At 75.8% G+C, this 21,174-nt stretch carries 13 protein-coding genes; 9 read left to right on the forward strand and 4 right to left on the reverse strand.

From position 1 onward, the window contains the following. Positions 1-14 precede the first annotated feature (14 nt). The 3 genes from CD790_RS05415 to CD790_RS05425 form a co-directional block, all read right to left on the reverse strand. Positions 15-959: an aminoglycoside phosphotransferase family protein gene (locus CD790_RS05415; protein ID WP_144381770.1), complete on the reverse strand. Its 945-nt coding sequence runs from the start codon at positions 957-959 to the stop codon at positions 15-17. 128 nt (positions 960-1,087) lie between these two features. Then, positions 1,088-1,597, reverse strand: coding sequence for a ferritin-like domain-containing protein (locus CD790_RS05420; RefSeq protein ID WP_144381771.1), 510 nt, complete (start codon positions 1,595-1,597; stop codon positions 1,088-1,090). A 274-nt stretch (positions 1,598-1,871) separates the two neighbouring features. After that, positions 1,872-2,429 (reverse strand): twin-arginine translocation signal domain-containing protein, encoded by a 558-nt coding sequence (locus CD790_RS05425; RefSeq protein WP_144381772.1) that lies wholly within the window; start codon positions 2,427-2,429, stop codon positions 1,872-1,874. Positions 2,430-2,981: 552 nt separating this feature from the next. Between CD790_RS05425 and rimP the strand changes: the two genes are divergently transcribed. From rimP to CD790_RS05475, 9 genes are all read left to right on the forward strand, one after another. Beyond that, positions 2,982-3,569 carry a ribosome maturation factor RimP gene (gene rimP / locus CD790_RS05430; protein ID WP_144381773.1) on the forward strand — a complete coding sequence of 196 codons (588 nt, stop codon included), beginning with the start codon at positions 2,982-2,984 and terminating at the stop codon, positions 3,567-3,569. Positions 3,570-3,571: 2 nt separating this feature from the next. Then, complete coding sequence (nusA, locus tag CD790_RS05435; RefSeq protein WP_144381774.1) at positions 3,572-4,576, forward strand: transcription termination factor NusA; 1,005 nt, start codon at positions 3,572-3,574, stop codon at positions 4,574-4,576. Between the two features lie 417 nt (positions 4,577-4,993). Next, positions 4,994-5,290, forward strand: coding sequence for a YlxR family protein (locus tag CD790_RS05440; RefSeq protein WP_144381775.1), 297 nt, complete (start codon positions 4,994-4,996; stop codon positions 5,288-5,290). A 160-nt stretch (positions 5,291-5,450) separates the two neighbouring features. After that, positions 5,451-8,558: a translation initiation factor IF-2 gene (gene infB / locus CD790_RS05445; protein WP_144381776.1), complete on the forward strand. Its 3,108-nt coding sequence runs from the start codon at positions 5,451-5,453 to the stop codon at positions 8,556-8,558. A gap of 173 nt (positions 8,559-8,731) precedes the next feature. After that, on the forward strand, positions 8,732-9,028 hold the full coding sequence (locus CD790_RS05450) for a DUF503 domain-containing protein (protein WP_144381777.1): 297 nt from the start codon (positions 8,732-8,734) through the stop codon (positions 9,026-9,028). A 115-nt stretch (positions 9,029-9,143) separates the two neighbouring features. Then, positions 9,144-9,596 (forward strand): 30S ribosome-binding factor RbfA, encoded by a 453-nt coding sequence (rbfA, locus tag CD790_RS05455; RefSeq protein WP_144381778.1) that lies wholly within the window; start codon positions 9,144-9,146, stop codon positions 9,594-9,596. Further along, positions 9,593-10,516: a tRNA pseudouridine(55) synthase TruB gene (gene truB, locus CD790_RS05460; protein WP_144381779.1), complete on the forward strand. Its 924-nt coding sequence runs from the start codon at positions 9,593-9,595 to the stop codon at positions 10,514-10,516. Before rbfA ends, truB begins: the two co-directional genes overlap by 4 nt. A gap of 732 nt (positions 10,517-11,248) precedes the next feature. Beyond that, the gene (locus CD790_RS35535; protein WP_260867322.1) at positions 11,249-15,901 is read left to right on the forward strand and encodes a serine protease; all 4,653 of its coding nucleotides are present in this window, start codon (positions 11,249-11,251) and stop codon (positions 15,899-15,901) included. A gap of 105 nt (positions 15,902-16,006) precedes the next feature. Then, entirely contained in the window at positions 16,007-16,969 is a 963-nt protein-coding gene (locus CD790_RS05475) for a bifunctional riboflavin kinase/FAD synthetase (protein ID WP_186318868.1), read from the forward strand. A gap of 209 nt (positions 16,970-17,178) precedes the next feature. On the opposite strand, the gene CD790_RS05480 is transcribed toward CD790_RS05475, so the two are convergent. Beyond that, positions 17,179-21,057 (reverse strand): SCO5717 family growth-regulating ATPase, encoded by a 3,879-nt coding sequence (locus CD790_RS05480; protein WP_144381781.1) that lies wholly within the window; start codon positions 21,055-21,057, stop codon positions 17,179-17,181. Between the last annotated feature and the right edge of the window lie 117 nt (positions 21,058-21,174).

A 21,174-nucleotide genomic window follows, 5' to 3' on the forward strand; every position in this document is an offset into this window, starting at 1 on the left:
CGCGCGGCGGGCGGCTACAGCCAGCCCGCGAACTCCAGGAGCAGCTCGCCGCGCCGACGCTCGCCGGCGGCCATCGCACGGAGCCCCTCCTCGACCGCGCGGTAGAGGGCCCAGCCGCGGAGGCGGTCGCGGTCGACGTCCAGGGAGTCGGCGAGCCGGGTGACGCGGCGTCGGGTGGCGGACGCGGGGCCGGAGCCCGCGGCCAGGTCCTCGTAGCGGTCGAGCACCAGCCGCGCGAGGTCGTAGGCGTGCTCGCCGACCACCGGCTTCGGGCCGACCGCGAGCCAGGGCGCCCGCTCGCCGGCGAGCACCTTGGCCTGTCGGAAGTCGCCGTGCAGCAGCACCTGTTCGGGCGCGGACGCGGCCAACTCGGCGCGCAGCGACAGGGCCTCCTCCAGAAGTGACCCGGCGTCGGCGGCCGAACCCCGCGCCTCCAGGGCGCGCAGCGCGTCCGCGTCCGCCTCCGTCCGCTCGACGAGCGTGGAGAACGGATGGTCGTCGGCCGGCGGCACCCACAGCCGCCGCACCGTGCCGGCCGCCTCCAGCATCGCCTTGGCCTCCGCCAGCGAACGCAGCGTCACGGAGGCGCGCAGCCGCTCCAGCAGCAGCGCGCCGGACTCGGCGTCGGCGCGCAGCAGGCGTACCGCGCCCCAGCCGTCCCAGTGCTCCAGGGCCGCCGCCTCGTGCCGCGCCGCGGGCCCCGGCACCGGGAACTTCAGCGCCGCGGGGGTGCCGTCGGCCTGCCGTACGAGTGCGACCAGGCTGCCCAGGCCGCCCGGGACCTGGACCCGCTCCAGCGTCAGCTCCCAGTCCGCCAGCTGTCGTTCGACGGCGTCGGGCAGCGCGTCCAGCCAGGCCCGCACCGGGCCCTCGGAGATGTCGCTCAGCGCATTCAGCAGCCGCTGCGGCGGCGTGATGGGGGCCGTGTCCCGGCCCCCGGGCTGCGGTGCTGCTGCCATTCCTGAGCAGTCCCCTTCATCTTCATCGTCGTCTTCGTCGTCGGTCATTCAGCTGTCGGTCGTCGGCTCCCCGGCGCCTGACGGGCGACCGGCGGGGCCGGGGGCGTCCCGGCGTGCGCCGCGGTCGTTCAGCGGGCGTCGGCCTTGGGGCGCGCCGGCGTGGCCGGGCCCTTCGACGCGGTGCGCTCCGCCAGCCCAGGGAAGGCTACGCCGCCGCCGCGCCAGCGAACCGAGCGGACCGCCGCTTCGCGCAGCGCGCCCGCCGCCTCGCGTCGCAGCGCGCCGTCCGCGGCCCGCACGAGGTCCGCGTACGCGCCCGCCACCCGCTGCTCCAGCTCCGCCGCGAACCGCACCGCCGCCGCCGCGTCCGGCACCGGGAAGGGCAGCGCGTACGCGGCCGCGGCGCTGACCGGGGTGGCGCCCAGCTTCCGTACGGTGCGCTCCAGCGCGTCCCGCCGCGCCCGGTGGGCCGCGTACCCCTCGCGCGCCTCGTCGAGCCGGTCGTCGTCGATCCGGCCGCCCACGACGCCGTAGCCGTAGACCGCCGCGTGCTCGGCCGCCAGTGCGGCCTGTACGGCCTTCAGCGCGGCCGCGCGCGTCGTACGCCCAGCGTTCGCCGGGACCCCTCCGACGGTCATCTCAGCGTCCCCTCTTTGACGGTCCGGCCCACGGCCGACTGCTCTACGACGCCACGGCACCCGGGGCCCCGGCCCAGCACGCCCCGGACCGTCCGCCGGCCCGCGCGGCAGCCGGCCGTCCGGTCGACGGCCGTCCGGCTGACGGCTGTTCGGTCGACCGCGACCGGGCGTGCGGTGGCCCGGCCCGCGGCGGCGGCAAGGCCGGTCGCCGCGGGCCCGCCCCGCCGCGACCCGGCCGGCGGTGCCGGCCGGGTCTCGTACGTCGGCCGCCGCATCAGTCGTCCTTCGAGAGGAGGAAGGCGTGGGCGGCGCCGCAGGCGGCCACGGAGGCCAGCAGACGGGCGAGTTCGCCGGGCGCGTCGACGAGGGCGCGGGTGCGCTCGTCCGCGGTGAGCCGCTCGGCGCGCGCCAGCTCGGTCAGGGCGGCGCGGCCGTCCTGCGGCACCTCGGGCGCGGCGGCCGGCTTCCGCCCGGCGCCCGCCCGCGCGGAGGGAGAGCCGGGTGCGGGGGAGGCGGCATCCGGCCGCGCGGCGAAGGCCGCCACATGGCGTGCGGTCTCCTCGCGCAGCGGGCGCAGCCGCTCCGCGAGGGTGGGGTGCGCCTTGGCGGTCGCGTCATAGCGGGCGAGCAGCGCGGCCGAGCCGCGGTGGGCGCGCTCGCGCAGCCGGGTGGCGGCCGGGCTCTCGCCGGGCGCGTCGTCGGAGCGGGCCGGCGTCTCGGAGCAGCCCGCCAGCAGTGCGGCGGCGCCGGTCGCGCCGCCGACCAGCAGCAGGTGTCGTCTGCGCGGGCCCACAGGGTCCCGCTGATGCGTCGTGAGCCCCACGTTCCTCATTCCCGGCGTTCCCAGTGTGTTCGTTTCTCGGCGTACTCGGCGTACTCGGCGTACTCGGTGCGATCTCGGTGTTTCCCGACTTCCCGGTGCGTTTCCGGCGGTTCTCAGCGTCTTCCCAGCGTCCGGCGGGGTGCCGGTGTGCTCGGTGACTCCGGTACCGAGCACGGCTCTTCCCGGCTCGTCCGGGTCTCGCCCGCTCCTCCCGGATCGCCCCGGGCCCTCGCCGGTCCCTCCCGCGCGGTCGGCCGCCCGGGTGTCTCCGGCGCGGAACACGGGCGCTCCAGTGCGATGATCACCGCAGGTGAGCGTACCCAGCACCGAAGCGCCCGCTGTGGCGCCCCCGCCGCAACCGCCCGCGACCCGCCGCGAGCAGCCGAATCGCGCCGCCCGGTGACCGGATCGCGCGGTCAACCGTCGGCCGTGCCGACGGCCTGACGGGCCGCCGGGCCCACCCGTACGCAGCCGAATCGTCAGTCCGGTGCCGGAGCGGATAGGCTTTGACCCGACACGCGACCTTCCCACAACAGCACACGCGGCCGAGGAGTCACCCGGATGAGCACCACCCAGAGCGAGAGGCTGCGCGGACTGCTGGAACCGCTGGTCGTCGCGCGAGACCTGGATCTGGAAGAGGTCGAGGTGACGCCGGCGGGCAAGCGGCGGGTGCTGCGGATCGTGGTGGATTCGGACGCCGGTGTGCAGCTGGACGAGTGTGCCGAGCTGAGCCGTGAGGTCTCCCAGGCTCTCGACGAGAGCGACGCCATGGGCGGCGCCCCGTACACCCTCGAGGTCACCTCTCCCGGTGCCGACCGCCCGCTGACCGAGCGGCGGCACTACCGCCGCGCCACCGGTCGGCTGATCAAGGCGCAGCTGGTGGAGGGCGGCGAGCTGGTCGCGCGTGTCATCTCCGTGGACGACGAGGGCGTGGACCTCGAAGTGCCCGGCGTGAAGGGGCGCAAGCCCACCGCCCGCAGGCTGGCCTTCGCCGAGATCGCCAAGGCCCGGGTGGAGATCGAGTTCAACCGCAAGCCGGCCGCCGCCTCCGCGAGCGAGCCCGTGGACGCGGACGCCGACGAGGACCTGGACGCCGACGCGGACCAGGCTGCCGCCGGCGAGAACGACGAGAGCAAGGAGGAGGCGTAGCCGTGGACATCGATATGAGTGCCCTGCGGGGTCTGGTACGGGAGAAGGAGATCTCGTTCGACCTGCTGGTCGAGGCGATCGAGTCGGCCCTCCTCATCGCCTACCACCGCACCGAGGGAAGCCGTCGGCGGGCCCGCGTGGTGCTGGACCGCGAAACCGGCCACGTCACGGTGTGGGCGAAGGAGAACCCGGAGGACCTCGAGGACCTGCCGGAGGGCGAGGAGCCGCGAGAGTTCGACGACACCCCGTCGGGGTTCGGTCGGATCGCCGCGACGACCGCGAAGCAGGTCATCCTGCAGCGGCTGCGGGACGCCGAGGAGGAGATCACCTTCGGCGAGTACGCGGGCCGTGAGGGCGATGTCGTCTCCGGCATCGTGCAGCAGGGCAAGGACCCGAAGAACGTCCTGGTCGACATCGGCAAGCTGGAGGCCATCCTGCCGGTGCAGGAGCAGGTCCCCGGCGAGGACTACGCCCACGGCACGCGGCTGCGGACGTACGTCGTTCGGGTGGTCAAGGGCGTGCGCGGTCCGTCGGTGACCCTGTCGCGCACCCACCCCAACCTGGTGAAGAAGCTCTTCGCCCTGGAGGTGCCGGAGATCGCGGACGGCTCGGTGGAGATCGCCGCCATCGCCCGCGAGGCCGGCCACCGGACCAAGATCGCGGTGCGTTCCACCCGCTCCGGCCTCAACGCCAAGGGCGCCTGCATCGGCCCCATGGGCGGCCGGGTGCGCAACGTCATGGCCGAGCTGCACGGCGAGAAGATCGACATCGTCGACTGGTCGGACGACCCGGCCGAGCTGGTGGCCAACGCGCTGTCTCCGGCCCGAGTGAGTAAGGTCGAGGTCGTGGACCTGGCCGCGCGCTCCGCGCGGGTGACCGTCCCCGACTACCAGCTGTCGCTGGCCATCGGCAAGGAGGGGCAGAACGCCCGACTCGCCGCGCGACTGACCGGCTGGCGCATCGACATCCGCCCGGACACCGAGCAGCAGCCGGCCGGGCAGGACTGACACGCCGGACGGGCCGGTGTCGGAACGGAGGGTCGCGAGGCCGTCGTCCCGGCACCGGCCCGGTCCCGTTCCGCTCGCCGAGCGGTACGGGAACGGTTCGCGGGCCGGGGGCCGGCTCGCGCGGCGCGCGGGAGCCGGTTCCGCGCGTCGCACCGTCGACGGCGCCCGCGCTACCCGTTTGGGTGAAGACCACACGGGGCAACAGCCGGGCACCGGACCGCACGGCCCCGCCCGGACGAGTGGCCGGTTTCCACCGCCGCCCCCCGCCGTGGGGGTGGCCGGATCCCCACCGTCGCGCGCGGTGGCCGGTTTCCGGCCATGGCGCCGGAAAACCACTCGACAATCAGTTGCGAACGAGTAACCGTTCGATCACTGCCCCGATGGGGTGAGGTCGGCGCGGGGAGGTAGACTTAAACAGTGTCTGGCCGGACGCGCGTCCGCGCATGCCCTGAGCGAACCTGTGTGGGATGCCGGGAGCGAGCGGTCAAGGGCGATCTGCTGCGGACCGTGGTGATCGAGGACGCCTGTGTCCCCGACCGGCGCGGTACGCTGCCCGGCCGGGGTGCCTATGTGCATCCCGCACTGGTCTGCCTCGATCTGGCGGTCCGCCGCCGGGCACTGCCTCGGGCCTTCAGGGGGCCGGGGCCGCTCGACACCACGGCCTTGCGCCGGTACATCGAGCAGTCTGCGCGAGCAGAGCAGGCAACACCGTAAGAAGCAGGAAGAAGAACGGCACGGCACACCGTGCGGTCAGGTACCTCGCGAGTCGGAAGTAGGTCGAGATTGCGATGAGCACTCGATGAGTACGCGATGAGTACGCCCATGAAGTAGCGACGGTCCGGCGGACGACCACCCCGGACCTAGAAGGAGCGAAGTGGCTAAGGTCCGGGTATACGAACTCGCCAAGGAGTTCGGAGTTGAGAGCAAGGTCGTCATGGCCAAGCTCCAAGAACTTGGCGAATTCGTCCGTTCGGCGTCTTCGACGATCGAAGCGCCGGTTGTTCGCAAGTTGACTGACGCTTTCCAGGGCGGCTCCGGCCGATCCGCTGGTAAGCCCTCGGCGCCGCGTAAGGCCGCGCCGGCCAAGCCCACCCCCTCGCCTTCGGCGGCCGCCCCGGCCCCGACGGCCCGTCCGGCTGCCCCCAAGCCCCCGACGCCCGGCCCGCGGCCGGTCGCGCCCGAGGCTCCGGCGGCCCCCAAGATCGCCCAGGCCCCCACCCCGGGCCCGCGTCCGACGCCCGGCCCCAAGGCTCCGGTGCCCGGTCCCAAGCCCGGCCCGGCCGCGCCCGCGGCTCCGGCCCCGGCGCAGCCCGAGTTCACCGCGCCCCCGGCGCCCGCGGCCCCCAAGCCGGCCGGCGCCAAGCCCGGTGGTCCCGGCAAGCCCGGTGCCGCTCCCGGCCCGCGCCCCGGCGCCCGTCCGGGTGGCCCCGGCCAGGGCCGTGACCAGGGCCCCGGCGGCCGTTCCGGCGCGCCGCGCCCCGGTGGCGCCCGTCCGGCCGGCCCGCGTCCGGGCAACAACCCCTTCACCTCCGGTGGCTCCACCGGCATGGCGCGCCCGCAGGCGCCCCGGCCGGGTGGCGCTCCGCGTCCGGGTGCCCCCGGTGCGCCCGGTGGCCCGCGCCCGCAGGGTGCCGGCCAGGGCGGTCACCCCGGTGCCGGACGTCCGTCCGGTCCTGGTGGCCCCCGTCCCACCCCGGGCGCCATGCCGCGTCCGCAGGGTGCCCAGGGCGGCGGCCCGCGTCCCGGCGGCGGCCCCGGCGGCCCGCGCCCGAACCCGGGCATGATGCCGCAGCGTCCGGCTGCCGGCCCGCGTCCCGGCCCCGGTGCCGGCGGTCGCGGTCCCGGCGGTGCCGGTCGTCCCGGCGGCGGCGGGGGCGGTCGTCCCGGCTTCGCCGGTCGTCCCGGCGGCGGTGGCGGCGGTGGCCGTCCCGGTGGTGGCGGCGGCTTCGCCGGTCGTCCCGGCGGCGGTGCCGGCGGTGGCGGCGGCTTCGGTGGCGGCGGTGGCCGTCCCGGCGGCTTCGCCGGTCGTCCCGGCGGCCCGGGTGCCCGTGGTGGCACGCAGGGCGCCTTCGGCCGCCCTGGCGGTCCGGCGCGTCGTGGCCGCAAGTCGAAGCGTCAGCGGCGCCAGGAGTACGAGGCCATGCAGGCCCCGTCCATCGGCGGCGTGATGCTGCCGCGCGGCAACGGCCAGACGGTCCGGCTGTCGCGGGGTGCCTCCCTCACCGACTTCGCGGAGAAGATCAACGCCAACCCGGCGTCGCTCGTCCAGGTCATGTTCAACCTGGGTGAGATGGTCACCGCGACCCAGTCGGTCTCCGACGAGACGCTGCAGCTGCTCGCCGACGAGATGAACTACAACATCGAGATCGTCAGCCCGGAGGAGGAGGACCGCGAGCTGCTCGAGTCCTTCGACATCGAGTTCGGCGAGAACGAGGGCGGCGACGAGGAGCTCATGCCGCGGCCGCCGGTGGTCACCGTCATGGGCCACGTCGACCACGGTAAGACCCGTCTGCTCGACGCCATCCGCAAGACCAACGTGGTGGCGGGCGAGGCCGGCGGCATCACCCAGCACATCGGCGCCTACCAGGTCTCCACCGGTGTCAACGGCGAAGAGCGCAAGATCACCTTCATCGACACCCCGGGTCACGAAGCGTTCACCGCCATGCGTGCCCGCGGTGCCAAGTCGACCGACATCGCGATCCTCGTGGTGGCGGCCAACGACGGTGTCATGCCGCAGACGGTCGAGGCCCTGAACCACGCCAAGGCGGCCGACGTGCCGATCGTGGTCGCGGTCAACAAGATCGACGTCGAGGGCGCGGACCCGACCAAGGTGCGCGGCCAGCTGACCGAGTACGGCCTGGTGGCCGAGGAGTACGGCGGCGACACCATGTTCGTCGACATCTCCGCCAAGCAGGGCCTGAACATCGACAGCCTGCTGGAGGCCGTGGTCCTCACCGCGGACGCCGCGCTCGACCTGCGCGCCAACCCGGAGCAGGACGCCCAGGGCATCGCGATCGAGGCCCACCTGGACCGCGGCCGCGGCGCCGTGGCCACCGTGCTGGTCCAGCGCGGCACCCTGCGGGTCGGCGACACCATGGTCGTCGGCGACGCGTACGGCCGTGTCCGCGCGATGCACGACGACACCGGCAACGCCATCGAGGAAGCCGGTCCGTCCACCCCGGTCCTGGTGCTCGGTCTGACCAACGTGCCGGGCGCGGGCGACAACTTCCTCGTCGTCGACGAGGACCGCACCGCCCGCCAGATCGCCGAGAAGCGCGCGGCGCGCGAGCGCAACGCGGCCTTCGCCAAGCGGACCCGCCGGGTCTCCCTGGAGGACCTGGACAAGGTGCTCAAGGCCGGCGAGGTGCAGCAGCTCAACCTCATCATCAAGGGCGACGCGTCCGGTTCGGTCGAGGCCCTGGAGTCCTCGCTGCTCCAGCTCGACGTCGGCGACGAGGTCGACCTGCGCGTCCTGCACCGCGGTGTGGGTGCGGTCACCGAGACCGACATCGACCTGGCGACGGGCTCCGACGCCATCGTCATCGGCTTCAACGTGCGCGCCGAGGGGCGTGCCACGCAGATGGCCGAGCGCGAGGGTGTGGATGTGCGCTACTACTCGGTCATCTACCAGGTGATCGAGGAGATCGAGGCGGCCCTGAAGGGCATGCTGAAGCCGGAGTACGAAGAGGTCGAGCTGGGCACGGCGGAGATCCGCGAGGTCTTCCGCTCGTCCAAGCTGGGCAACATCGCGGGTGTGCTCATCCGCTCCGGCGAGGTCAAGCGCAACACCAAGGCGCGCCTCATCCGCGACGGCAAGGTGGTCGCGGAGAACCTCAACATCGAGGGTCTGCGTCGCTTCAAGGACGATGTCACCGAGATCCGCGAGGGCTTCGAGGGCGGTATCAACCTCGGAAACTTCAACGACATCAAGGTCGACGACATCATCGCCACCTACGAGATGCGGGAGAAGCCGCGCGGCTGATCGCCTCATCGCGTAGCTGACACGCGGTAGACGGCCCGGGGCCGGTCGGCGGATTATTTCCGTCGATCGGCCCCGGCCGTTGCGTGTACGGTTCTGGTGTTCCCGTCGCCCGATGGCGGCGGAGTACGCAGGGCATACACACGAGGCCCCACGGGTGGCTTGACCCGTCTCATATGTACGTAGGGACGTTGTCCTTCGACATCCTTCTTGGCGACGTACGGTCGCTGAAGGAGAAGCGCTCCGTCGTCCGTCCGATCGTCGCCGAGCTCCAGCGCAAGTACGCGGTGAGTGCGGCGGAGGTCGGGGACCAGGACCTCTACCGCAGGGTCAGAATCGGCCTGGCGGTGGTCTCCGGGGACACGGGGCACCTCACGGACGTACTGGACCGTTGTGAGCGCTTCGTCGCCGCACGGCCGGAAGTGGAGCTGCTGTCCGTTCGGCGGCGGCTCCACGGCGACCATGACGACTGAGTGCGTCGCGGTCGCCGACTGTGCTGACCTGGAGGCTGTGACATCAGCGGCGCCGCCGCGGGCCCCCAGGCCCCAGCCGAGTAAAGATTGTGGAAGACAAGAAGGAGACGGACCAGTGGCCGACAACGCGCGGGCGAAGAAGCTGGCGGACCTCATCCGGGAGGTGGTCGCCCAGAAGCTGCAGCGTGGCATCAAGGACCCGCGCCTCGGCTCGCACGTGACCATCACGGACACCCGGGTCACCGGCGACCTGCGGGAGGCGACCGTCTTCTACACGGTCTACGGCGACGACGAGGAGCGGGCCAGCGCGGCCGCCGGCCTGGAGAGCGCCAAGGGCATCCTGCGCTCCGAGGTCGGACGGGCGGCCGGGGTGAAGTTCACCCCGACGCTGACGTTCGTGGCCGACGCGCTGCCGGACACCGCCCGCACCATCGACGACCTGCTGGCCAAGGCGAAGCAGTCCGACGCGCGGGTGCGCGAGGCGTCCTCGGGCGCCCGTTACGCCGGCGAAGCCGACCCGTACCGCAAGCCGGGCACGGACGACGAGGACGGCGCCGCCGCGGAATGAAGCGTGTCGACAAGCCCCACACGCCGGACGGCCTTGTCGTGGTCGACAAGCCGTCCGGCTTCACGTCGCATGACGTCGTCGCCAAGATGCGCGGCATCGCCCGCACCCGCCGGGTCGGCCACGCGGGCACGCTGGACCCGATGGCCACCGGCGTGCTCGTCATCGGCGTGGAGAAGGCCACCCGGCTGCTCGGTCACCTGGCGCTGACCGAGAAGGAGTACCGGGCCACCATCCGGCTCGGCCAGACCACCCTCACCGACGACGCGGAGGGCGAGATCACCGCGTCGACCGGGGCCATCGGGGTGGAGCTGTCCGCCGTCGAGGAGGGCATCGCCGCGCTGACCGGCGACATCCAGCAGGTGCCGTCCAAGGTGAGCGCCATCAAGATCGACGGCAAGCGGTCGTACGCACGGGTGCGCGAGGGCGAGGACTTCGACCTCCCGGCCCGCCCGGTGACCGTCTCCTCCTTCGTCCTGCACACGGACCGCCCGGCCACCGCCGAGGACGGCACCGACGTGCTGGATCTGGACGTCACCGTCGTCTGCTCCTCCGGCACCTACATCCGGGCGCTCGCCCGCGACCTGGGCGCGGCCCTCGGCGTCGGCGGTCACCTGACGGCGCTGCGCAGGACCCGCGTCGGCCCCTACAGCCTGGATACCGCCCGCACGCTGGAGCAGCACCAGGAGTCCCTGGAGATCATGCCGATCGCCGAGGCGGCGGCCGCGGCCTTCCCGCGCTGGGACGTGGACGCCGAACAGGCCCGCCTGCTCGGCAACGGCGTGCGGATCGCCACCGCCGGCCTGTCGCCGGCCGCCGCGGCCACCGACGGCCCCATCGCCGTCTTCGCCCCGGACGGCCGCTTCCTGGCCCTCATCGAGAACCACGGTGGCAAGGCGAAGAGCCTGGCCGTCTTCGCCTGAATCGAACCTTCGGGCTCCGGCCCCCAAGGCCACCCCGCCGGCCGGGCTGCCCCAGCCCGGCCGGCCCTCCTAGGGGGCGACCCGCCGGGGCCAGGTCACGCGACCCCGCCACGACAGCCACCGGACTCGGCGGGCTCAGGCCCACGATCCCGCCGGGACGGCGAGAGGCCCATCGAACGATTCCGGCGGTGCGGGACGCACCGGGGCCGTGTCGGGCTCTCGGCGGGCGTCAGCGGGGCCTTCTCGGTACCGGATCAGGCCCACGATCCCGCCGCGACGGCGAGAGGCCCATCGAACGATTTTGGCGGTGCCGAACACACCGCACCCGGCGGGTCACCGCGCACCAGGGTGCCGCCCACCAGGCCAGGCACCTTCAGCTATCACGCGCCACCCCGCGCAAGCGGCCCCGTGGGGCGGGCGGCGCCGCTGCCCCGTGCGTGCGCCGCCCGCCCCACGTCTCCTCACCCCCCACCTCCTCTTGCTTATCCATTCGGAGGGCGTGATTCACCCCTTCGGGCAGGCGCTCGGAGTGAATCACGGGGGTGGAAGGGGGCGCGTTCCAGCCACGTACTGTCCCGCTGATCATCCGCTGCCTACCGTCGGAGGACGCCGGAGGAGGAGGGCGCCCAGGAACGTCCGGGGACCTCCGGAGACGTCTGCGGACGGCTTGGTAGGGCGGCACGCGGTGCCGGGGGCGGGTGCCCGGGGCGGCGCCAGGGGGAGGTACGGCGGATGGTGGCGCGGCGGGCCGGGGCGGACCAGGCGTTGGTGCGCATCCGCGACCTGGCCGGGCGCCCGCGCGGCACAGGGTTCCTCGCCGACGCCCACGGCACCTTGGTGACCAGCCACGAGACCGTGGACGGGCTGGCGCGGCTGGTGCTGTACGCGCCGGGGGACCGCACCTTCCTGGTGGACGCGGAGGCGATCACCGCCCTTCCGGAGGCCGATCTGGCGCTGGTGCGGACCGAGGGGCTCGGGCTGCCGCCGCTGCCGGTGGCGGCGGCCGGCACGGTCGAGCCGGACGCGGCGGTGCGGCTGCGGGTGCGCGACTGGCTCACCGCGCGGGTGGTCGGTTCCGCCCCGGTGACGTACACCGCGACTGACCGATTCCATCTGCTCGGTACGGCGCTGGAGCTGACCCTGGAGACCGGCACCGCGCGGAGGCGGGGGCGCGGCCCGAGCGTCGACATGGAGCTGGGCGGGGAGGCGGCCGGCGGACCGGTGCTGGACGCGCGCACCGGGGCCGTGGTCGGCGTGGTCGGCACCGCCCTGCACGCGGGGCACCGCGCGGGCGGCTTCGCCATCCCGCTGCGCGCCGCCGCCGCGGCCGACCCGGACGGGCCGCTGGCCGCCCTGCTGGACCGGAACGCCGCGACCGTGCCCGCCTACGGTCGGGACCTCAACCTGGCGGGGGCGCTCCAGCTCACCGCCACCTCCGTCGGCTCGGCCGGCTGCCCGCGCGCCTGGCGGGCGCCGGGCGCCGCGGAGAGCCCGGTGGAGCGGCCCCGGACCCGAAGGGAGTTCGAGCGCTTCGCCCAGGGCGACGCGCTCGTCCTGGGGCTGGTCGGCGACGCGGGGACGGGCCGTACGACGGAGCTGGCGGCCCTGGCCGCCCGCCGCGCGCGGGGGCCCGAGCCGGCGCCCACGGTGTGGCTGCGCGGGGCGGACCTGAGGGCGGGGGACGGGAGCGTACGGGAGGCGGTGGCCCGCGCGCTCCGCGCGGCCGGCCGCGTCGTCACCGCCTCGGCCGGCCCGGCGGGCACCGTGGGCGATGCCTCGGCCGTCACCCCCGAGGACGTCGCCGGCCTCGCGCGCGCCGCCGGCCGACCGCTGTTCGTCCTGCTCGACGGCCCGGAGGAGATGCCGCCCCCGCTCGCCCACCGGCTCGCCGAGTGGACCGCGGCCACGGCCCGCTGGCTGCGCGAGACCGACGCCCGGCTGGTGGTGGCCTGCCGCCCTGAGCATTGGGAGCTGGCCGGGGCGCTCTTCCCCGACCATGCCCTCCACCGCCCGCGCCGCGCGGTGTCCGCCCCGCCCGACGCCCCCGCGCGGACGCTGCCCGACTGCGTACGACTGGGCGAGCTCTCGCCCCGCCAGGCGGAGCACCTCCGTGAGCGCTACGGTCTGCCGGCGGGCTCGCTCGCCGAGCGCGACGCCCGGCACCCTCTCGCCCTCCGCCTGCTCGCCGAGGTCCGCGCGGCGCTCCCAAAGACGCCCGAGGCGGAAGGCGACGGAAGCGGCGGAGGCGACGGGAGCGGCAGGAACGACGGCAGCGGCGACGGCGGCAGCGGCGACGGGAGCGGCACGGGCGACGGCGGAGCGCGCGACGGCGGAGCGGCGGAACGCCGCGCCGACGGCCGTACGGGGCGCGCCCCCGAACCGGAGGAGCCGCCCCCCGACCGCGGCGAGATCTTCGCCGCCTATCTCGACCTCGTCTGTCTGCGCGTCGCCGTCCGGCTCGCCGCCGCCGAGCGGCCGCCCCGACGCGGTACGGCCGTACGGCGGCTCGCCGCGCGCGTCGCCGGGCAGGTCCATGAGGCCGCCCGCCGCTGCCTGGGCCCCGGCCAGGGCGAGCTGGACCGCGACTCCTTCGAGGAGATCTTCCCCTGGCGCACCGGGTGGGCCTCGGCCGTGCTCTCCGAGGGGCTGCTCGTTCCGGCCGGCGGGGGCTACCGCTTCGCCCACGAGGAGTTCGCGGACTGGCTGGAGGGCCTCCATCTCGACCTCGACGCCGCCCTCTACGCGCTGGTCCACCGCTGGTACGACCCGGAGGTCATCGCCGCGCCGAGCCCCCGGAACGGATTCCGGCCCCAGCCGGAGGCGGAGTCGCCGGCCGGAGCCGGGACGGCTGCCGCCCCGGCGGGCGGGGGCTCGGGCGGCGGATCAGGGGGTGGATCGGACCCGGGGCCCGGTGCCCGGTCGGGCGGGGGAGCGCGGGGCCCGGTCGGCCCGGGGCGGCTGCCGTCCCGGCCGCCCTCGGCGCCGGTGAACGCGGAACACGTGCCGCCCCCGCCCGGTTCCGCCGCCGCGTCCGCGTGGCAGGAGGCGGTGGCGGGGGAGCCGGACGGCGCGGCGCGCGGGGGCGGCCGGGCGGGGCGCGCCGGCGGCTCCGGGCGCATCCCCGTGCCCCGGCATCGCATCGGCCCCGTCGTCCAGGCCCTGCTGCTGCTCGGCCGCCGCTCGGGCCCCGGCGCCCTGGTCCGCCGGCTGCGGGACCTGATCGACGCCCTGGACCATCTGGCGGCGTGCGTCCCGTCCCCGCCGGCGGACGCCTCATGGTGGGCCGCCCACCTGTTGGGGGAGGTCCTGCTGCGGGTCCCGGACGCGGGCGCGTACCGGGAGGTCCTGGAGCCGCTGGCGGACCGCATCACCCGACGCTCCATCGAGCAGGGCGGTTTCACCAGCGGTGCCCGTCCACCCGCGCCGCCCTCACCCGCGCCCACGCCGGGAACGGCGTCCGACACGCCGCGCGGAGCGCCGGCCGGCTCGCCCCCGGTCACTCCGGCCGGACCGCGGCCGGTCACTCCGGCCGGACCGCGGCCGGGCGCACCGCTCCGCCGGCCCCCCGAGTGGGCCGGTGCCGAGCCGTCCGGATACCCGCTCGACACGCCGGGATGGATCGGCCCCACCACCTGCCCCGGGGCCGTCGGCCGGCCGCTGGGCCCCGCCGGTGTCCGCCCGCCGGGCGGATACCGCGCCCCCGGTGGCCGGGGCGGCCCCCGCTCCCCGCACCCGCTCGGCGCGCTGGCCGAGTTCGGCCCGTGGTTCTGGCTGCGGCTGCCGCTGACCACCGCCGACCGCCTCGATCTGCTGCGCCGCCTGATCCCCGCGGACGCGCCGCCCGCGCCGGCGGGGAGCGGCACCGCGCGGGGCACCGCGGACCGCTTCCTGGGGGCCGTGGCGGGGCTGCTCCGGGCCGATCCGTCCGGTGTGCAGCCGCTGCTGTGCCGGTGGTTCACGGACGAGCGCCCGTTGGCGGTCTCGGCACCGCCGGACGAACTCGACCTGCGGCCCACCGTGGCGGCCGCGGCCCAGGCCCTGCTGCACACCCATCGCCTGCGGGCCGTCGACGACCTGGTGGAGGCGCTGGTCGAGTCGGCGCACCCGCGCGCCGACGAGCTGCTGACCGTGCTCGCCGAGGACGAGCCGTCGGCGGTCTGCCGGGCCGTGGACCGATGGGCGCACGACGAGCGCACCGAGCGGCACGTGGCGGCCGCGGCCTACGGGCTGCAGGCGGTGCGCTGGGTGGGTACCGAGGCCGACCGCGAGCTGTTGCGCTACTCGGCGCTGACCCTGCTCGACCGCGCCGCCGACTGCACGCTGCACGGGGCCGCGCTCGCGCTCCTGGTCCGCGACCCGGCGACCCGGGCCCGGCATCTGCCGCAGGCGCTGGCCCGCTTCGCGGCCGGCGATCCGCACCTGCCGCCGATCACGCTCGTTCCCGCCCTGGAGACCGACCCCGAGCCGGTGTTCACCGCCTTACAGGCGCGGCTGTACGAGCCGGGGGAGGGGGTGGGAGAGGTGCTCCGCGCGCTGGCCGAGATCGGCGCCCCCGCCCTCGCGCGGCGCGCCGCCGCCCTCGTCCGCGAGCTGGTGGAGCGCCGCCCCTCCGCCGCCCGCTACGCCGCGGAGTTCGTCGACCGCCGACTGGAGCAGGGCCCGTCCGCGCGGGCGGTGCTCTTCCCGCTCGTCGTCGGCCTGCTGCGGCGCCAGCCCGCGCAGGTGCGGCACGCCCTGGCGCCGGTGCTGGCGGCGCCGGGCACGGTGGTCTCCCGGCCGCTGCGGCAGGAGCTCCTGGACGTCCTGCTGGAGCGCGAGCGGTACGGCGGCGACGATCCGTACGGCGGCTGTGAGCCGGGCGGCGCGGGCTGTGGGAACGCGGCCGTGCTGGACGCGCTGCTGCGGGCGGCCGCCGAGGGCGCGGCGGACCGCGGCGAGGCCCGCTCCCGCGACCTGGTGCACCGCGTCGGCGCCCTGATGGTCCGCACCCCTGAGGGCGCGGCCTGCTTCGACCGGCGGCTGGTGCAGCTGGCCCGTGAGGTGCCGGGGTTCGCGCGGCTGGTGCGCGGCTGGTTGGAGGACGCGCCGACGGAGTGGGCGGCGGTGGTGGGGCCGGGCGCGCGCCGAGAGTGCGAGGTGTTGGCCGGGAACTCGCTGCTGTGGCCGCGTGAGCGCCCCGAGGCGGTGACGGTCCCGGGGGAGCGTCGCCTCCGGGAGCGGCCGGGCGGCCGGGCCGCCGGCCGCGCGGACGAGCGACCGGGGGAGTGGCCCGGCGGGCCGCCGGGAGGGCGCGTCGGCCGGCGGAGCGAGTGGGCGGAGGGGCGGCCCGGCGAATGGCCGGGAGGACGCGCCGGGGAGTGGACGGCCGACCAGAGGGGCAGGTGACGGCCGTGCCGGGCGGCCGATGCGAGCGGTGTCGCACCGGCATGGCAGTCTTAGACCTGCGAAATCATGACAGGCAGACAAAGGTTCGGGCGAGGAGCGGGCACAGTGCAGCGCTGGCGTGGCTTGGAGGACATCCCCGAGGACTGGGGACGCAGCGTCGTCACCATCGGCTCCTACGACGGCGTGCACCGCGGTCATCAGCTGATCATCGGGCGTGCGGTGGCGCGCGCTCGTGAGCTGGGACTGCCCACGGTCGTGGTGACCTTCGACCCGCACCCGAGCGAGGTCGTGCGGCCGGGCAGCCACCCGCCGCTGCTCGCGCCGCACCACCGCCGCGCGGAGCTGATGGCCGAGCTGGGCGTGGACGCCGTCCTGGTGCTCCCCTTCACGGCGGAGTTCTCCCAGCTCACGCCGGCCGACTTCGTGGTGAAGGTGCTGGTCGACAAGCTCCACGCGCGCGTCGTCGTGGAGGGGCCGAACTTCCGCTTCGGCCACCGCGCGGCCGGGACCGTGGAGTTCCTGAAGGAGCTCGGCACCACCTACGACTACGACGTGGAGGTCATCGACCTCCACGAGCGCGGGGAGGCGGGCGGCGGCGAGCCGTTCTCCTCCACGCTCGCCCGCCGGCTGGTCGCCGCCGGCGACGTCGAGGGCGCCATGGAGGTCCTCGGCCGGCCACACCGCGTCGAGGGCGTCGTGGTGCGCGGCGCGCAGCGCGGCCGCGAGCTGGGATATCCCACGGCGAACGTGGAGACGCTGCCGCACACCGCGATCCCGGCCGACGGCGTCTACGCCGGCTGGCTGACGGCTGCCGGCGAGATGATGCCCGCGGCGATCTCGGTCGGCACCAACCCGCAGTTCGACGGGGTGGACCGGACGGTCGAGGCGTACGCCATCGACCGCGTCGGGCTGGATCTGTACGGGCTCCATGTGGCGGTGGACTTCCTCGCCTACCTGCGCGGCCAGGAGAAGTTCGAGTCGATCGAGGCGCTGCTGGAGCGGATGGCGATCGATGTGAAGCGGGCCCGCGAGCTGGTCGAGGAGCACGCGGCGGAGCGCCGGAGCTGACACCACCGGGCCCGGCCACCGCGGGTGACCGGCCGGCCGGGGTCCCTCCGGCCCGGCATTCGTGATCATGTATGAGGTAAGGCCCCGGGCGACGTGCCCGGGGCCTTACCTCGTTATACGGATCGTGATGCCGACGTGAAGGACGCGCGATGGGTGACCGCCGGCTGACCCGGCCCGGTCGGCTGATCCGACCGGGCCGATGCGGCCGGCTACTGCTGCGGGCCGGCGGGCGGCTGCGGGTACGGCTGGCCGTACGGCCCCGGCTGTGCGCCCTGGGCGCCCTCGGGCGCCGGGCCGGGCTGGCCCGGCTGGGCCCCGGGCTGCGGCACCTGTTGGCCCGGCTGGGCCTGCTGCCCCTGCCCGTAGCCCTGCGGCGGCCAGGGTTGGCCCGGCTGCTGGGCGTACGGCTGGCCGTGTACCGGCTGCTGTGCCCCGGGCGCGCCGGGCTGCGGCTGGTGCTGCCAGCCGGCCGGCGGGCCCCCCGACTGCGGCGCCTGCGGGTAGCCCGGCTGCTGCTGGCCGGGCTGGCCCGGCTGGCCCGGCAGACCCGGCTGGCCGTGCTGGGCCTGGTGGGGCGGGTGCGGGCCGGGGGCGCCGGGCTGCTGCTGGCCCGGCATCGGCGGGGCCATGTGCGGCGGCAGCTGGGAGTCGCCGTCCGCCATCCACAGGCCCTGGGCCTGCTGCGCCCGGGTGAAGTCCTCGGCGACCATGGTGGAGAGGTTGAAGTACGCCTCACGGGTCTTCGGCCGCATCATGTCCAGGTCGACCTCGGCGCCCGCCGCCAGGTGTTCGTCGAAGGGCACGACGATCACGCCGCGGCAGCGCGTCTCGAAGTGCGACACGATGTCCTCGACCTTGATCATCTTGCCGGTCTCGCGGACCCCGGAGATGACCGTGATGCTGCGCGAGACGAGGTCCGCGTAGCCGTGCGCGGAGAGCCAGTCCAGCGTGGTGCTCGCGCTGCTCGCGCCGTCCACGGAGGGCGTCGAGATGATGATCAGCTGGTCGGCTAGGTCGAGCACCCCGCGCATCGCGCTGTACAGCAGGCCGGTGCCCGAGTCGGTGAGGATGATCGGGTACTGCTTGCCGAGCACGTCGATGACGCGGCGGTAGTCCTCGTCGTTGAAGGTCGTGGAGACCGCCGGGTCCACGTCGTTGGCGAGGATCTCCAGGCCGGACGGGGCCTGCGAGGTGAACCGACGGATGTCCATGTAGCTGTTGAGGTACGGGATCGCGGTCACCAGGTCGCGGATGGTCGCCCCCGTCTCGCGGCGCACCCGGCGGCCCAGGGTGCCCGCGTCCGGGTTGGCGTCGATGGCGATCACCTTGTCCTGGCGCTCGCTCGCCAGCGTCGCGCCGAGGGCGGTGGTGGTGGTCGTCTTGCCGACGCCGCCCTTGAGGCTGATCACCGCGATCCGGTAGCAGGAGAGCACCGGCGTACGGATCAGCTCCAGCTTCCGCTGCCGCTCGGCCTCCTCCTTCTTGCCACCGATCTTGAACCGCGAACCGCCCGGATTCTGCTTCTTGGGCTTCGGCTTCGAGCGCAGCAGTCGGTCGGAGGAGAGCTCCACCGCCGCCGTGTAGCCCAGCGGCGCACCCGCCCCGTGCCCGCGCTGGCGCTGCTCGGGCGAGATGGTGGGCCAGCCGCCGGTCCGCGGGTCCACGGGGCCGGCGTCGGCAGCGGGCAGCGGCGCGCCGCCCTGCCGCGGGTCGGGCTGCGGCTGCGCGGGCCGGGCCTCCTGCTGCGCGGCGAAGGGCTGCTGCCCCGCGGCCGGCTGCTGCTGCCCGGTCGGCTGGCCCGGCACGGGCTGCCGCGCGGCGACGTCGGCCGGCGGCTGTGCCTGCGCCTGGGCGTGGGCCGGCGGCTGTGCCTGCGCCGGCGGCTGGGCCTGGGGGAAGCCGGCCGGCGCCGGCTGACCCGGCTGTCCGGCCTGTCCGGGGACCGGAGCGGCCGCGCCCGGCTGCGGGTAGCCGTAGCCGGCGGGATGGGCGGCGGGCTGCTGAGCCGCCGGCTGGCCCGGAACCAGGCCCTGGCTCTGCGCGGCCGCGACGCCGGGACCGGGGTGCGGGAATCCGTAGCCGCCCTGCGGGGCAGAGGCGTGGGGAGCGGCCTGGCCGAGGCCCGGTGCCACGGGCTGTCCGCCGGCCGCGCCGGGCTGCGGGTAGCCGTAGCCGGGCTGTGCTGCCGGCCCCCCATCAGGCGCCGTCGGGCCGGGCGCGCCGGGGACGCCCGCCGCCGGATACGGCTGCGGGGACGCCTGACCGGCGGGGCCGGTCGACGGGTCGGGGGCGGTCGACGGGGCGCCCGGGCCGGACGCGCCGGACGCCCCGGGCAGGGCGGAGCCCGGAACGGCGGCTGCGGGCGCGGGCTGGGGGAAGCCGTAGCCCCCCTGCGGCGCGGCCGGGGTCGCGGCGCCCTGGTTCTGCGGTGCCGCGGCGTCGGCGGTCGCCGGCCGCGCGAGCTCGTGGCTGCCTGGGGTACCGGACGCCTGCGGCTCCGCCGGCTGCTGACCGGGCGTCGGGACGGCGCCCGCCCCGGGAGCCGGCACCGGGCCGGGGGCCGAGACGGGGCCGGGGTGCGTCTGCGTGCCGGGCACCGGCGGGGGCCAGGCGGCGGCCTGCTGCTGGAAGGAGTCGGCGGCCGCGGGGTCCGTACCCTGCGGCGGCACCGGCGCGGCGGCCTGCGGCGGCCACGGGGAGTCCGGCGCGCCCGCCGGGGCCGGGGCGCCGGCGCCGGCCTGTGGTGCCGCGGGCTGGAAGTCCGGCGGCAGCGGCGGCAGTCCGCCGCCCTGGGCCGGCGGCGGGGTCCAGCCGGCGGCGGGAGCGTCGGCGGCCGCGGCGTGCGGCGGCGGGGTGTCCCGCGGCTCGACGGGGGCGGCCGTGGCCGCGGCGTCGACCGGGGCCGCGGGGTCGACCGGGGCCGCGGCGGGGGCAGCCGACGGGGCGGGCCAGTCGTCGACGCCCTCCGCCGCCGCCCGGCGGCGCAGCGCGGCACCGGAGAACTGCATCGTGCCCTCGGGGCGTGCCGGAGCGTCGGCGAGCGCGGCGCCCGCGTCCTCCGCCGTACGGGCCTCGGCGGCCCTGCGCGCCGCGGCGGGGCCGGGGAAGCGCATCGTGGCGTTGCTCACCAGGTCGCCGCGGTCCGCGCCCTCGTCGGCGGGAGTCTCCGCCGCGACGGACGAGGCGTCGTCCCGGACGGGGGCGTCGGCGGCGGGCTGCGACGCGTCCTGCGCCGCGCGGATGTCGTGGGACGGGCCGTCAGGAGCCGCGTCGGCGGCGCCGACCGTCCCGGCGCCCACCGCCGCGGAGCCGAGCGCGTCGCCGCGGGAACCCTCGGCGGTGTCCTCGACGCCGGCCAGCGCCGACACCGGCTCGGACGTCGACGTAGACGTCGGCTCAGACGCCGGCTCGTACATCGACGCCGACGCCGACGCAGGCTCAGACGTCGACGGCGACAGCGACCCAGACGCCGACTCGGGTTCCGGATCGGTCGTCCGCGCCTCGGGCTCAGGCGCGGGCGCCGGCGCCGGCTCCACCCGCGCCTCCGGCTCCAGGGCGGGCGTCACGTCGGCGACCGCGTCCTGCGACACGGCCTCGGAGGGAGACGCGGGCGCGGAGTCGTCGGCCGCCGCCGTGGCCGAGGAAGCCTCAGAAACCGGCGGGAAGGCGGGCACCGACGGCGGCGGCGGAAAATCCTCGCCAGGCGCCGGCAGTCCGGGGATCGCCAGCGGTTGGCCGGTCGGCGGCGGGAGCATCGGCGACTCGGCGTCGCCGGCGCCCGGGACGGCGCCGGCCTGCGCGTCCTCGCCGGCCGTCACCGGAGCACCCGAACCCGACAGGTCCGAACTCGACAGATCCGAACCCGAAAGGTTCGAACCGGACAGGTCCGAGCCCGACAGATCCGAACCCGCGGCACCGGGGATCGGGGCGGGCGTCGGCGGGGCCGGCGTCGCCGCCGCGTCCTGCGTGTACCAGGACGGCGTGCTGTAGTCGATGGTGAACTCGCCGGTGTGCTCGAAATCCGCGTCGGATCGATCATCGCCGGGTGTGGTTCCGCCCGCGCGGATCTCGTCCCGATCGCTGCTCACAATGCCTCCTGGTGTGGTCGAGCACCTTGGATGTCCCTGGCGAGGCCGACCGTTGCCGTCGCGCGCTCGGCTATCCCCTTGTGTGACGCGGGGGGCCTGTGATCAGGTTCTCCGCCC

Origin of the sequence: Streptomyces sp. SAJ15 (assembly GCF_007595705.1) — a bacterium.
Lineage (GTDB): Bacteria > Actinomycetota > Actinomycetes > Streptomycetales > Streptomycetaceae > Streptomyces.